Raw genomic sequence first — 13189 nt, 5'->3', positions numbered from 1 at the left:
ACGCCGGTTGAGAGATCCCGCGAGAGTTTCTATCATAAAGAGAAAGGGCAAAATCAAGCCATCCGACACGCTCTCGAAGACTGTATGCGAATTCTTTTGGTAGAAGATGAACCGGATCTAGGACGGGCGATCGAAGCCAGTTTACAGCGCGAAAAATATATCGTGGATTGGGTGCAAAACGGTACGGAAGCCTGGGGATATTTGGAGAATCATCAGGTGCAGTACACGGTGGCGATCCTGGATTGGTTACTGCCCGGATTGTCGGGATTAGAACTCTGTCAGCGGGTTCGATCGAAAAATAACCCGCTCCCGATCCTTCTCCTCACCGCGAAAGACCGCATGGAAGATAAAGTCACCGGATTAGACGCGGGAGCGGACGATTATCTAATAAAACCTTTCGGAATGGCGGAATTAAAGGCGCGAGTGAGAGCGTTACACCGTCGATCGCCCTCCCTCTCCCCGCAAAAACTCCAACTCGGTATACTTCAACTCGACTACGGAACCGCGACCGTTTCGGCGCGGATCGGGGGGGTCGATCGGGTTATCCCGCTCACCGCCAAAGAATTTCAGCTTCTAGAGTATTTCATGAAACATCCCGATCGACTCCTGACGCGCGATCGGTTGATGAATCAGGTGTGGGACATGGAAGCCGACCCGACCAGTAATGTCGTCCCCGCCCAGATCCGTCTCCTACGTCGGAAATTAGCCGATCACGGTTGCGATGGACTGTTAGAAACCGTCTACGGGTTGGGTTATCGTCTCAATTCCCCCCATGAACGAACGTAAACTTTTCCATCTCACCCGCTCGCGTCTGACCGGCTATTATGTCGCGGTGATGGCGCTGATTCTGGGTTCCGGCGCGATCGCGTTCGATCGAATGATAACCGGTACTCGCTGGCACGCTCTCCATCGCGAACTAGAATCGGTCGCGGGAACGTTACACGACGGCCTGGAACCGAATCTCGATCGACCCGGCGAGATCGAGCCGGGCGCGAGCGAACTGATCCCCGATCTCTGTATCGTCGGGGAAATTTGCGCCAAGGAGAAAACGCGGCGGCGCGTTCTCGGGACGGTACAACAGGAAGGATATTACGCCCGTTTCCTGACGCGCTCCGGGCGGTTAGTCGCCACCGTCGGACGGCAACCGGACGCGCTCCCGTGGCTCGGTGGCGATGAAGTCTGGCAAACCCTAAAAGATCGCCGGGGAACGCGCTATCATCACCTCTCCCTACTGTTACACGCGGCCGATCATCGACCCTGGGGCTATCTGCAAGTCGGGCGATCGCTCGACGAATTCGATGAAAATCTAGCTACCACCCGCCGGTTATTGCTGATCGGTCTGCCCGTGACGATGCTATTTATCACCGGCGCGAGTTGGTGGCTGGCGGGCCTCGCTATGCGTCCGGTCTATCGGTCTTATCTCCAGATCCGACAGTTCACCGGGGATGTCGCGCACGAGTTACGCACCCCCCTCGCCGCGGTGCGCGCGACCGTTGAATCCGCCCTGGAAAGCGATCGATGGACGGATTCCGAAGCCAGGAACACGCTAGAAACGATCGAGCGACAGAACGATCGACTGATTCAACTCGTCCAGGATCTCCTACTGCTCTCGCGCGTGGATTTACAAACCCGACCGCTGAAAGCCCGGCCGGTGAATTTAAATACTCTCGTCGCCGATATCGCCGATGAGTTCGAGGCGTTGGCGATCGCCGCGGGTTTACAACTACGGACGGAAATCGCGGCCGATCGATCGATCGCGATTCTCGGGGATGAAGAACAACTATATCGTCTCGTCGCCAATCTCGTCACCAACGCGATCCGCTACACTCCCGAGGGTGGGACAATTACCCTGCGATCGCTCGCGACTTCGGAACAGGCCGTTATAGAGGTGGAAGATACCGGCATCGGCATTCCGTCCGCGGAATTCGGGCGGATTTTCGATCGCTTTTACCGCGTCGAGAGCGATCGATCCCGTCACACGGGGGGAGCCGGCTTAGGATTGGCGATCGCGCTGGCGATCGCGCGCGCCCATCGGGGAACGATCTCGGTTAAAAGTGAACCGGGCCGGGGAAGTCTTTTTCTCGTTTATTTTCCCCTGTTTCGCTCGATCGGCCCGCGAGCGATCGAAACGCGTTCCCCTATCGACTAGACCGGGAGATGCGGTAAGAATTCAGAAGATCATCCAGAAAACCCTCGGACAAAGAAACGATAGTTTGAGAATTTTTAACCGTCCGATTACTCCGATAGGAATTCGGGTACAATAAGCGTATACATCAATAGACCTACGCGCGGAATTGAAAAATTGTCGCGTGGGAAAGGAATCCCGATTCAGGTTTCATAAGAAAGAAGAATATTCTTGTTAAAAAATTATTGTATAGTTTTTTAGTTTTAAATTTTTTTAAACTATCTAAAACAAATCGTTTATGAGATTTATTAAAAATTAGCTTCCGTGTCCTTTTCGCCGTCTAGTATTCGCTATGCTGAAATGGTTACAAACCAAAATTCATCGAGGCATTCGGTTAGGGATAATCCTACTCATCGCGGGAATCGTTTTCAGTATTCTCTCGAATCCCTACGTGAATTTACAGGTACAACCTTTCACCATCCTCAATAAAAATCGAGAAACCATAGCCGGTAAACTGTATCTGCCCGACTCGAAAAAAACTCCTTTCCCGGTCGTGATTCTCGGTCACGGGATTAATAACTCGAAACAACACGCTCACCTGTTGGCAGTAGAATTCGCCCGAAATGGAATCGCCGCTATCGCTTTTGACTATCGAGGGTTCGGGGAATCTTCCCCCCTTACGAAATCGGAAAACCTCTTCGATCAGTTGACCGTAACAACCCTAGAAGACACGAAAGAGATCTACGATTATATTCAAAACACCCCCCCAACGATTCGATTCTCAAAAAATCGGGATTCTCGGTCACTCGATGGGAGGCAATACAGCCCTAGAATTCGCCAGAAAATACCCCGATATCCGATCGACCGTTACCATGAGTTACGGCAGTGAAGTCACTCCCACCGCTCCGAAAAATTTACTATTCGCGTTAGGCATCTACGAGCAATTAAACCCGATTCACAAACTCCGAGAAATATTTCTTCACTCGGCTCTACCCGAATCAAAACCTTATAATACTAACGAGATTTGCGGTGATTTCGCCACGGGAACAGCCCGTAAATTTTTCCTTTCTCCCACGTCCGATCACATTATCGCCCCCTTCGATCCCGATCTGATTCGAGAAGCGATCGACTGGACTCGTAAATCTTTCAATCTACCCGATCGAGAAATTACTGGATTCAAAATTCACCTTTTTATTGTCGCTCAAACTTTAATTTTTATCGGGAGTTTAATCATCAGTGTATACTGTCTCCAAAACCATCCGATCTGGACTAAGGGAATTGGAGTCGTGGCGATCGGGATATGGTTATTCAATAAACTATCGATCGCCTCTCCCGATCGAAGTAGTTTTCTCCTCTGTTTTTTGTTTTTCTTGCTATTCTTGAGCGACTACGCGGCGCGGAATCCCCGTACTTGGGCGAAAAAGATAATTATCTCGCTCTTATATATCGGAGCGGGATTGACAATTTTATTTATCGCTACCTTCTTCTCGAATATCCGGGAACTCCTCGATCGCCCCGATTATCTCCTTTATTTACCGAAATTTTTCCTTCAGTTTATTTTCTTCGTCATTTACAACGTGATTTTAAAAATTCGACTGATATTAACCCCGACCTACAGGATGAATTTAACGATTAGCCCGTGGTTTTGGATACCCGTCATCGTGGAAACCCTGTACCCGCGAAAAATCGTCAATTTTTTAGAATGGGTAGGGAGCGGTATCGTGCATTGGTTACGTCAACCTTTCCGATGGGGATTCACGATTCCCACGGGCAAAGAAGCGATAATTCTAGGATGTTTAGGCGTTATCTTAACAATTATCGTGATCATGAGAATTCAAGACGGCTTATTAGCCGAAGCGATCGAGAGGAGTAATGTTTTTCTCCCCCTCGTGTTCAAAACCATCTTACTCCCGATCTTCTTACTCGTTTGGACGATACGTTCCCGTTGGTTTCGGCATTTAGAAGCGAGAATACTGTCCGAACCGTCCTAAATCTCCCCGACAGGGATTCGGCTACAATAATCGATCGAATCCTTCGAGGAATACCTACTCGTCCATCAAAAACAAATTTTAGTCGAGCGATTTCAGCGTCGCCCCGATGGTCTGTGGATTCCTAGCATCTATCGATCGGGAGATTCGATCGAACTATCGAGTATCAACTTTTCCGGTCCGATCGAATCTCTCTACGAAAACGCCACCCGATTCTTAAATAATTAACCGAAAAGGGCTGAAACCACTTCAGCCCTCCCGCGTTTAATCGCGCCATTTCTGGCTAACCACCTCTCCGGCCGCGTTCACCAACTCCAGATGTAACGGCATCTGTCCCATCGCGTGGGTCGAGCAACTCAAACAGGGATCGTAACAGCGAATTCCCGCCTCCACCCGGTTTAACATCTCCTCCGGGATCTCCGAACCGTGAATATAGTGTCGCGCGATCTGTTTGACCGTCCGATTCATCGCCAGATTATTATTTCCCGTGGCGATAATCAGATTCACCTTCTCGATCAGTCCGTTCTCGTCCACCTTGTAATGGTGGAATAACGTCCCCCGCGGTGCTTCACTCACTCCCACCCCTTCGAGCGCGTTAATTCCCGCCTCGGCGCGACAGCGTTTAGAAACGATATCCGGATCGTCGATCAGCCGCTCGATCTGTTCTAAACACCCTAAAATCTCCACTAAACGGGCGTAGTGATAGTAAAACGACGAAGTAGCCACCCCACCGACCCGATCGCGATACTCCCGTAACTCCACGTCCGCGCCTTCCGTCCCGAAGTGCGAGCAGACATTCAACCGCGCCAGCGGGCCGACGCGATAGATGCCGTCGGGATACCCGAACGGTTTATAGTAGGGAAACTTCAAATACGACCATTTCTCGACGGATTCACCGATATAATCGCGATAATTATCCTCGCTCAAATTATCGGCGACAATATTTCCCGCGCTATCGGTAAAGCGGATATGTCCGCCGTAATGTTCCCACTCGTCGTGTTTTCCTACCAACCCCATAAATAACGAGGGAAAATTACCGAACTCTCGTACCTCGGTAGTCAGGTTGTCGAGCAGTTGTTTAAAGAGATTCAGCGCGAGGTAGATAGTCTCCTTCGATTCCGGCAGACGGTCTTTAATCCATTGCCGTCCCTCTTCCGACAGCGGCGAACGGACTCCACCGGGAACCGACCAAGCCGGGTGAATTTTTTTCGCCCCCAACAGTTCGATAATTTTCTGACCGAATTGGCGTAAACGGATACCGGCCTTAGCCAGATCGGGATCGGCGGCGATCAGTCCGAAAACGTTCCGCTTGGCGGGATCGCTATCCCAACCGAGGAGAAAATCCGGACTGCTGAGATGGAAAAAACTGAGGGCGTGGGATTGGGTGATCTGTCCCAAATTCATCAATCTTCGCAGTTTTTCGCCCGCGGGGGGAATCTGTACCGCGAGGATTTTATCGCCGGTTTTGGCCGCGCAGAGGAGGTGACTGACCGGACAGATGCCACAGATGCGGGCGGTGATTCCCGCCATCTCCCACATCGGTCTTCCCTCGCAGAATTTCTCGAAACCGCGATACTCGACAACGTGAAAGCGCACGTCGTCCACCTCTCCGGCATCGTCTAGGAAGATGGAGATTTTCGCGTGACCCTCGATCCGGGTGACGGGATCGATAACGACGGTTTTAGACATGGTGATTCCTCTAATTTTTTCGGAGTGCGATCGAGGGGATGACCCGCGACCTCACGCGCCCACGAATAAGGGATACTGTAGAGCGGCAAGGGAGTTTTCCACGCGAGAATCTTCGCCGGGGCGCGTCCTCCCGTGTCTATGATAAATACCCCGCGAGTCGAGATCCCGGTTTTTATAAGAATGTTTTTCTATTCGCGTTCCCGCTCGGGGAAACTCGGAAAAAGTGTCAACCAGCCGGGTATCGATCGAACCTTCCCGCTGTATTCGCGCGACCGGCTCCAGATTCCAGATTCCTGCCTCCTGTCTCCTGCCTCCCCGACCAACGGTAGCGATTACTACCCCGATCGAATACGGCGATCCCCCACCGGAGACTCTTTTCGTTTGCCGAGCGATCGGTCATGATAGAGATCGAACGGGGTCGGCGAATTGATTAACCTAACATCATACCAAAGAATGAATTATTTCTGAACCTTTAGGCGATTGGCTTCGTCTAAACGCTCGGGATACAATCAAGATATTCCGATCAAACTCGTACCGACTTCACATAAAGCCGACTCGAAAATCCCTCGAATCGGAGTAGCGACAGAATTTCTGCGTGCGTAAGGAGTCACGACCAAGCAAATGCCCACCGCTAAACTCAACGAAATCCAGCAACAACCCACGCTCTCAGCCGATATGGTTCGTACCTATCTGCACGAGATCGGGCGAGTTCCCTTGTTAACCCACGAACAAGAAATTGTTTACGGGAAACAAGTCCAAAAAATGATGACGCTGTTAGAGAAAAAAGAAGCACTAGCGGCCAAACTGGGACGGGAACCCGATCGGGCGGAGTGGGCGACCTCGGTGAACCTAACCGGGGAAGAACTCGATCGAGCCATCCAACTCGGCAATCGGGCGAAACGAAAAATGATCGAGGCGAACCTGCGCTTGGTAGTCGCCATCGCCAAGAAATATCAAAAGCGCAACATGGAATTCCTCGACCTAATCCAGGAAGGAAGCTTAGGACTAGAACGGGGCGTGGAGAAATTCGACCCCACCAAAGGGTATAAATTCTCGACCTACGCCTACTGGTGGATTCGCCAGGCGATCACCCGAGCGATCGCCCAGCAAGCGCGAACGATCCGCCTACCCATCCACATCACCGAAAAACTGAACAAGATCAAGAAAACCCAGCGGGAACTCGCCCAACAACTGGGACGAAGTGCCACCCCCGCCGAGATCGCCCGCGAACTAGAGATCGAACCGGCGCAGATCCGGGAATATCTCAGCATGGCGCGTCAACCCATCTCCCTGGACGTGCGCGTGGGGGATAACCAGGACACGGAACTGTCGGAACTCCTCGAAGACGACGGAACCTCTCCCGACACCTTCATCACCCAGGAATTACTCCGTCAGGATCTCGAAAATCTCATGGCGGAATTGACCCCCCAACAGCGCGAGGTGATTTCCCTGCGCTTCGGTCTCCGGGACGGTAAAGAGTTATCTCTAGCCAAGATCGGGCAGAGAATGAATATCAGCCGCGAGCGCGTCCGACAGCTAGAGCATCAAGCGCTCACCCAACTGCGGAGACGGCGCGCGAACGTTAAGGAATACATCGTGGCCAGCTAGAGAGGAAAAGTCAAGGTAAAGATGTCCGAAGGAGAGGCGATCGCTTCTCCTTTTTTCGTGCCGGCAGGAGACCGAGAACTCTCGCGGGAAACAGAATTTTTCGAGTGTAGCTTCACGCCTAGGCAGAAGGCGATAGACGATAGACGATAGTAAGCCGTGAGTCGGTTTCCCGCTCTCGGAATCGTCCTAACCTTACCTCGTAGGGCGATCGAGGCTAAAATCTTCTCGCGAAAAAAGACTGTTTATCCTCGAAAACCCTAATTTTCTAGATTTTTAGAGCGTCAGACAGGAATCGCGCCCCGAGGTCTAACGCGTCCAATGTAAAGATAGTTTTCCGTTCGCGAATATTTATTATTTTCTCAAAAAAACGTAAAATATCGCCACAAAACAACCGGAAGAACGATACAGAAAGAAGGATTTTGTAAAACTCGAATAAAAGACTTTAAAAATCTCCAGGTATCGATGGAGATTGATTTCGATTCGTTGGTTTTTGTCAAAAATAGGGTTCTAGCTACGAGTAAGAGCGTTAGAAGTTATAGGGAAAAGGCCTTTTCTTTTCGTTCTCGAACACCTTCGGAATCCTGGCTATGAAAAAAATGTTATCTCGCGTCGTTCTAGCAACGGGAATCCTGGCGCTGTACGCGTCGGCCGCAAACGCCGCGATCTTTAGATATTCGCAAGAGGTGGAATTCGTACTCAACAGTAACCAACCCGCGCCCGACTCGGACGTTATCCAGTTACCGAAATATAATCTCGCCGCTAGTGGATGGCTTCCGCTGAAATCGATCACCCTCCAGGCCGAGGGAATCACGACGGGGAGCTTTAGCATTATCAATCAGGGAGGAAGGATCACCTTTAACAGCTTGCAAATCGGGGCGAGCACGCCGATCTCGGTTCCCTCTACCTCGCCCACGACGATCGAGTTAACCCCGGTTCCCGTGACGAACTTCTCGGGAATCGTCGTGCAACCCAATAATTTCCGAGTTTTATTATTAGACGGAAGTGACAACAAACAATTATCTATCCCGACCTCGGATTTCTCTCTCTACCAAGGAACGGGAACGCTCGATTTTCCGATCAACGCCGCTCTAGTGTTGAACTCGAACGCGAGTTTCATTCCCCCGATCCGTAACACTCAGAGTATTCTTCTTTCCGCTACCACCCGGCTAACCGTGATCTATGAAACCTCCGACACGCCGTTAGAAATTCCCGAGCGGGGCTTTAACATTCTGAGTCTCCTTTTTGGCGGTGTAGCGGGCCTGGCCTTGAAAGCGAGACCGCGCTAGAAACGTTGCCTAGAGACGGTTCCCCCGATCCGTCCCCTTATTTTTCCACTCGTACCCGTTGAGTAACGACGGTCATGCCGTCCCCTTGAATCAAGACCGCCGATAACCAGCGATTTTCAGGATTAGCAGGGGCTTTAACCCGTTTGAAAAGCCCTCCCGCCTGAAGTAACTCTAAATCGAGCGCTTTCGTGTTGAGATAGCGATCGATATCCACTTTCTCATCGATCGCCACCCCGGCGAGAAGATCGTCCCCTAACGGTTCGCTGACAATCACGTCGAAATCGAATTCCTGACCCACCTTCACCCGATCGGGAATTTTGACCTGAATACTCGGGGGGGTTTTGCCCGCGCTAAGTTCGACCCGCTCGCTCAGAATTTCTTGGGCGATCAGTTTATTGCCTTGAAATTGCTGGCGGGAACGGATCGCGGCGTTGATTCTCACCGCCCGGCCTTTTACTTTGCCCGTTCCCTCGATTTTGGTCATCGTTTCCGCGACCAGTTTCCCGCCCGATCGATTCCACGAGAGTAAAGTGGTCGTGTACCGGAGATTGTTATAACGTTCCCACAGACGCGTTAACGCCTTTTCCATCGTCGCCCGGTTCAAGCCGTCGGAATTGGTGAAATCGGGACTATAAAAAGTCATTACTTTTGGGAGATCGCGCTGGTTCGCCGCGGTCTCGATCGCCGCGATCGTCGTTTTTAAAGCGGCGGGAGCCGTTTCGGGTTTCTCGGCCCGGAGAGCGGCGGCCGTCCCCAGCGTTAAACCGATCCCCAACAGAAAAGCGAGCGAGGGACGGAAAAAAGTAGCTCGGAGTGTTATGAAGTTACGCATCAGTGATAGGTTGAATAAGAATCGATCGATGACTTCCGTAGATTACTCCATTCTAGGGCTGAAACTCCCCTCTCCCGACCCATGACACGAACCTCGAACCGCCTCTTGATCGCCGCTAGTGGAACCGGCGGTCATTTGTTCCCCGCCCTAGCGGTGGCCGAACGTCTGCCGGATCGCGAGATCGAATGGTTAGGGGTTCCAGACCGCCTGGAGCAGACCTTGGTTCCCAAGACCTACCCGCTCCACACCGTCCGGATCGAGGGATTTCAAGGCCGTCCCGGGCTGACAACCCTAAAAATTTTCTTCCGCCAGATCCGGGCGATCTTTCAAGTTTACAATCTCCTGAAACAACGCCAGATCGGGGCGGTTTTTACCACGGGAGGCTATATCGCGGGGCCGGCCATTCTCGCCGCCCGTCTGCGGGGAATCCCGGTCATCCTCCACGAATCGAATTACATTCCGGGCAAAGTCACCCGTTTTTTGAGTCGTTTCTGCGATACGGTAGCTCTCGGCTTCGCAGGAACGGCCGATTACCTCAAAGGCGCGCGCACCCTCTGGGTGAGTACCCCGGTGCGGGAACAGTTTCACTCGCCGCGGCCGATCGATCTACCGATTCCCGATTCCGTACCGTTGATCGTCGTGGCCGGTGGCTCCCAGGGCGCGGTGGCTTTGAACGAGTTAGTCCGCGCCGCCGCGCCGCGTTGGATGGAGATGGGAGCTTATGTCATCCATCTAACGGGGGAGAATGATCGCCACGCCGACCGTTTACAGCACCCGCATTATTTCCCCCTACCCTTCTCCGACAATATGGCGGGACTCTGGCAGAGGGCGGATCTGGCGGTCAGTCGATCGGGCGCGGGAACCTTGACCGAGTTGGCGATCACCCGTACCCCCTCGATTCTCGTCCCCTATCCCCACGCCGCGGAAGACCATCAGTTTTATAACGCCAAAGTTTTCGCGCTCGCGGACGCGGCCTATCTCTACCGTCAGGAGAAGTTAACCCCGGAGCAGTTGATCGACGCGGTGGCGGAATTACTGCGATCGCCCGATCGACTGGCGGAAATGGCCGACAACGCGGGCAAACTGGCGGTTATCGACAGCGCCGATCGACTCGCCGACCTACTCCGCCGGGTTATGGAGCGCCCAGGAAGTTAACCCGGCAGGAAATCGTTTAAAATCTCGTCGGGTTCGTCCTCGTAGTCGTCTTCTTCCCCGCTCTCTACCGCTGTCGATGGCGTTCGCATTAAGGCTCGACCTTCTAACAGGGATAATCGCGCGTGTAGAGCGGCGATCTGGGTGGATAATTTCGAGATTTCACCGATTTCCAGTCGGAGAGTGGCGATTTCCATCTCGATCGGCGAGATACCGAGATAGGCGGCGATCGCTTGCCGTGTGACCTCCTCGATGGATTGTCCCCGCTCTCGGGCGATCGCCCGCAGTCGATCGAGCCAGGGGCGCGGTAGGGTGGTTTCTAGTCTGGCGGTCTCTCCGGTCACGTCGCGAACTCTCCGGCGGGATAAATAACAATCGATCGTTCTAGTGTACGCCGTCCGGGGTCGATCGCGACCGGATATCCTTCCCGTTCGTCACGTCGCGTTCGGTTCGGGTTCCCCTTGCCAAATCCCCGACGAACCCCTTATGATAACGGTAAGTACCAAGATTTCAGGCTGATAGACTTGGGAAATTAATCTCCCTGTAGGGATTAACTTTTTTAAAGTTTCGCGTCGATCTAGGTTAAAAGCCACTGAAATCTGGTCGCGAGAACCGATCGCCACCTTCCGGCCCCAAAAACCGATCGCAACCCTAACTGTATGATACCGAGCAAAGACATCGGCGAGGCAGTAGATTCCGTCAGGCAAACTGACGCGTTAGATTTCTCGAATATGATGCCCAGACCTGGTTGGCGGATAAACGCGGGTCTGGAAACGGGCGTTCGCTAAAAGACGCTCGATCGACCTATATTTTTGAATCCCATCCACGATCGGGATAATTAACGTTTATTCTCGGAAATCCAACCGCGAGCGCCGCGTCGATCGCGAACCGCGGGATTCGCCGGATTCCCTCCCCCCCACTGACTCGGAACGATCGACACGACAACACCGGAAAGTGATTTCTCGGATTTATTCCCCCTTTTTATGAGTACAAATGTCGTATTAAATCGAGATCTTTTTCTGCATCGCTATCTTCAGGGAGAACGGAACTTTCCCGAAGTCTCGCTCGCGAGAGTTAACTTCAAAAAAGCCCTACTGAATCGGGTGAACCTAAGCCACGGGCAATTATATCGGGTCAATCTCTCGGAATCTTCCTTAATTAACGCGAATTTTAGTTCTGCCGACCTTCGAGAAGCGGACTTGACGAAAGCTCGTTCGATCGGCGCGATCTTTTCGCGGGCCGACCTCTCCCGCGCCTTCCTCAACGATAGTGACTTGAGCGGGGCGATGTTAACGGGCGCGAACTTGAAAAAAGCCGATTTGAGTCGGGCCAGCCTGATTCAAAGCAGTTTACCCGGCGCCCGACTGTTCAAAGCCTGTTTAGACGGGGCGAACCTCACCGGGGCGACGTTAGCGAGCGCCGATCTCGGGAAAGCGAGCCTGAAACGGGCCGTGTTCACCCGCGCCATCCTCGGTTCCGCCGATCTAACGGACGCGAACGGCAAGGGGGCGATCGGGATCGGGGCGTACCTCAACGGGGCGAACCTCGCGGGCGGGAATTGGGAGGGCGCGGATCTGAGTTATACCGACGCTCGATCGACCGACTGGCGGGGGGCGAGCCTGCGCGACGTTAACCTGGAAGGAGCCGATCTAACGGGGGCGAATTTGCAGAACGCCGATTTAGAAGGGGCGAATTTAACGGGAGCCAACCTGAGCAAAGCCGACGCGCGGGGGGCGAATTTCCACCGGGCGAACCTCTCCGGCTGTAATCTGCTCGGCGCGGATCTCTCCGACGCGAATCTGTCCGGGGCGGATCTGCATCAGGCGGGATTATTACTGAGCCACCTGATCGGGACTAACTTAAAACGGGCGAATCTGAAACAGGCTAACCTGATCGGGGCGATCCTGGCGGAAACCAATCTTTTCTCCGCCTCCCTCGACGAAACCATCCTACCGAACGGCAGTCTCGGTCACCCGATCCCCTAGCGATTCCCGTCGGTAGATTTACCAAGGCTTCTAGCCGATATCCCGATTTTCTTGGCAAAGATCGGGAGGATCGTGTTATGCTTAGAAGTCTGTGAAGGTTTTCAATTACGGAGTAGTAAGAAAGAAATGACCAAACTGGGAACCCATTTGATTGTCGATGCTTGGCAAGTCCCCGCCGATCTTCTTAACGATCCCGATCGCATTCGTCGCGCTCTTTTAGACGGGATCACGGCGGGAGAAGCAACGCTAATCGATTTGTGTGTCCACCAGTTCAGTCCCCACGGAGTTACCGCGACGGCGACTTTAGCTGAATCCCACATCGCGATCCACACCTGGCCTGAACACGGCTATTTCGCCGCCGATCTTTTCTTCTGCGGTAGCGGGAAACCGGCCGTCGCGATGGAAATTTTAACGACTTCTCTACAGGCCGGGAAGATACAAGTTCGGGAACTCACCCGCGGATTCCCCTCGGGCCAGGAAGTAGAGGAATTGAACACTCCCGCTCTGGCGCTGGCGTAGGGATT

At 52.8% G+C, this 13189-nt stretch carries 13 protein-coding genes; 9 read left to right on the top strand and 4 right to left on the bottom strand.

Annotation, left to right across the window (positions count from 1 at the left end; genetic code table 11):
• Positions 1-84: 84 nt before the first annotated feature.
• The 4 genes from rppA (at position 85) to V0288_RS03255 (ending at position 4116) form a co-directional block, all read left to right on the top strand.
• Positions 85-786, top strand: a complete 702-nt coding sequence (rppA, locus tag V0288_RS03270) for a two-component system response regulator RppA (RefSeq protein ID WP_332863588.1) — start codon at positions 85-87, stop codon at positions 784-786.
• On the top strand, positions 773-2149 hold the full coding sequence (rppB, locus tag V0288_RS03265; protein ID WP_332863586.1) for a two-component system sensor histidine kinase RppB: 1377 nt from the start codon (positions 773-775) through the stop codon (positions 2147-2149). Before rppA ends, rppB begins: the two co-directional genes overlap by 14 nt.
• 328 nt (positions 2150-2477) lie before the next feature.
• The gene (locus V0288_RS03260) at positions 2478-3014 is read left to right on the top strand and encodes an alpha/beta hydrolase (RefSeq protein WP_332863584.1); all 537 of its coding nucleotides are present in this window, start codon (positions 2478-2480) and stop codon (positions 3012-3014) included.
• A complete protein-coding gene (locus V0288_RS03255) occupies positions 2935-4116 on the top strand; it encodes a hypothetical protein (protein WP_332863583.1) in 1182 nt (393 codons plus the stop codon). The genes V0288_RS03260 and V0288_RS03255 overlap by 80 nt, the downstream gene beginning before the upstream one ends.
• A 261-nt stretch (positions 4117-4377) precedes the next feature.
• Here the strand turns inward: V0288_RS03255 and V0288_RS03250 are convergent, their stop codons facing one another.
• Positions 4378-5802: a Ni/Fe hydrogenase subunit alpha gene (locus tag V0288_RS03250; protein WP_332863582.1), complete on the bottom strand. Its 1425-nt coding sequence runs from the start codon at positions 5800-5802 to the stop codon at positions 4378-4380.
• Positions 5803-6028: 226 nt separating this feature from the next.
• Positions 6029-6202, bottom strand: coding sequence for a hypothetical protein (locus tag V0288_RS03245; protein ID WP_332863581.1), 174 nt, complete (start codon positions 6200-6202; stop codon positions 6029-6031).
• A 221-nt stretch (positions 6203-6423) separates the two neighbouring features.
• Here V0288_RS03245 and V0288_RS03240 point away from each other — a divergent pair, with 221 nt between their 5' ends.
• Both V0288_RS03240 and V0288_RS03235 read left to right on the top strand, forming a co-directional pair.
• Complete coding sequence (locus V0288_RS03240; protein WP_332863580.1) at positions 6424-7410, top strand: RNA polymerase sigma factor, RpoD/SigA family; 987 nt, start codon at positions 6424-6426, stop codon at positions 7408-7410.
• Positions 7411-7997: 587 nt separating this feature from the next.
• Positions 7998-8696: a choice-of-anchor E domain-containing protein gene (locus V0288_RS03235; RefSeq protein WP_332863579.1), complete on the top strand. Its 699-nt coding sequence runs from the start codon at positions 7998-8000 to the stop codon at positions 8694-8696.
• Between the two features lie 37 nt (positions 8697-8733).
• Here the strand turns inward: V0288_RS03235 and V0288_RS03230 are convergent, their stop codons facing one another.
• Positions 8734-9528 (bottom strand): Cif family virulence factor, encoded by a 795-nt coding sequence (locus V0288_RS03230; protein ID WP_332863578.1) that lies wholly within the window; start codon positions 9526-9528, stop codon positions 8734-8736.
• Positions 9529-9609: 81 nt separating this feature from the next.
• Here V0288_RS03230 and murG point away from each other — a divergent pair, with 81 nt between their 5' ends.
• Positions 9610-10683 (top strand): undecaprenyldiphospho-muramoylpentapeptide beta-N-acetylglucosaminyltransferase, encoded by a 1074-nt coding sequence (murG, locus tag V0288_RS03225; protein WP_332863577.1) that lies wholly within the window; start codon positions 9610-9612, stop codon positions 10681-10683.
• Here the strand turns inward: murG and V0288_RS03220 are convergent.
• A complete protein-coding gene (locus tag V0288_RS03220) occupies positions 10680-11024 on the bottom strand; it encodes a ribbon-helix-helix protein, CopG family (RefSeq protein WP_332863576.1) in 345 nt (114 codons plus the stop codon). The genes murG and V0288_RS03220 overlap by 4 nt on opposite strands.
• Before the next feature lie 639 nt (positions 11025-11663).
• On the opposite strand from V0288_RS03220, the gene V0288_RS03215 reads away from it, so the two are divergent.
• The gene (locus V0288_RS03215; protein WP_332863575.1) at positions 11664-12665 is read left to right on the top strand and encodes a pentapeptide repeat-containing protein; all 1002 of its coding nucleotides are present in this window, start codon (positions 11664-11666) and stop codon (positions 12663-12665) included.
• Between the two features lie 126 nt (positions 12666-12791).
• Positions 12792-13184, top strand: coding sequence for an adenosylmethionine decarboxylase (gene speD, locus V0288_RS03210; protein ID WP_422661886.1), 393 nt, complete (start codon positions 12792-12794; stop codon positions 13182-13184).
• Positions 13185-13189: the final 5 nt, after the last annotated feature.

Source organism: Pannus brasiliensis CCIBt3594 (assembly GCF_036688125.1).
In the GTDB taxonomy this organism is placed as follows: domain Bacteria; phylum Cyanobacteriota; class Cyanobacteriia; order Cyanobacteriales; family Microcystaceae; genus Pannus; species Pannus brasiliensis.
The sequence above is the reverse complement of the archived record's forward strand: the minus strand, read 5'-3'. Positions and strand labels throughout refer to the sequence as shown.

What these genes read in the sequence shown, in the direction of transcription:
- rppA (WP_332863588.1), top strand. Translation starts at nt 85, where the DNA reads ATGCGAATTCTTTTGGTAGAAGATGAACCGGATCTAGGACGGGCGATC.
- rppB (WP_332863586.1), top strand. Translation starts at nt 773, where the DNA reads ATGAACGAACGTAAACTTTTCCATCTCACCCGCTCGCGTCTGACCGGC.
- V0288_RS03260 (WP_332863584.1), top strand. Translation starts at nt 2,478, where the DNA reads ATGCTGAAATGGTTACAAACCAAAATTCATCGAGGCATTCGGTTAGGG.
- V0288_RS03255 (WP_332863583.1), top strand. Translation starts at nt 2,935, where the DNA reads ATGGGAGGCAATACAGCCCTAGAATTCGCCAGAAAATACCCCGATATC.
- V0288_RS03250 (WP_332863582.1), bottom strand. Translation starts at nt 5,802, where the DNA reads ATGTCTAAAACCGTCGTTATCGATCCCGTCACCCGGATCGAGGGTCAC.
- V0288_RS03245 (WP_332863581.1), bottom strand. Translation starts at nt 6,202, where the DNA reads ATGACCGATCGCTCGGCAAACGAAAAGAGTCTCCGGTGGGGGATCGCC.
- V0288_RS03240 (WP_332863580.1), top strand. Translation starts at nt 6,424, where the DNA reads ATGCCCACCGCTAAACTCAACGAAATCCAGCAACAACCCACGCTCTCA.
- V0288_RS03235 (WP_332863579.1), top strand. Translation starts at nt 7,998, where the DNA reads ATGAAAAAAATGTTATCTCGCGTCGTTCTAGCAACGGGAATCCTGGCG.
- V0288_RS03230 (WP_332863578.1), bottom strand. Translation starts at nt 9,528, where the DNA reads ATGCGTAACTTCATAACACTCCGAGCTACTTTTTTCCGTCCCTCGCTC.
- murG (WP_332863577.1), top strand. Translation starts at nt 9,610, where the DNA reads ATGACACGAACCTCGAACCGCCTCTTGATCGCCGCTAGTGGAACCGGC.
- V0288_RS03215 (WP_332863575.1), top strand. Translation starts at nt 11,664, where the DNA reads ATGAGTACAAATGTCGTATTAAATCGAGATCTTTTTCTGCATCGCTAT.
- speD (WP_422661886.1), top strand. Translation starts at nt 12,792, where the DNA reads ATGACCAAACTGGGAACCCATTTGATTGTCGATGCTTGGCAAGTCCCC.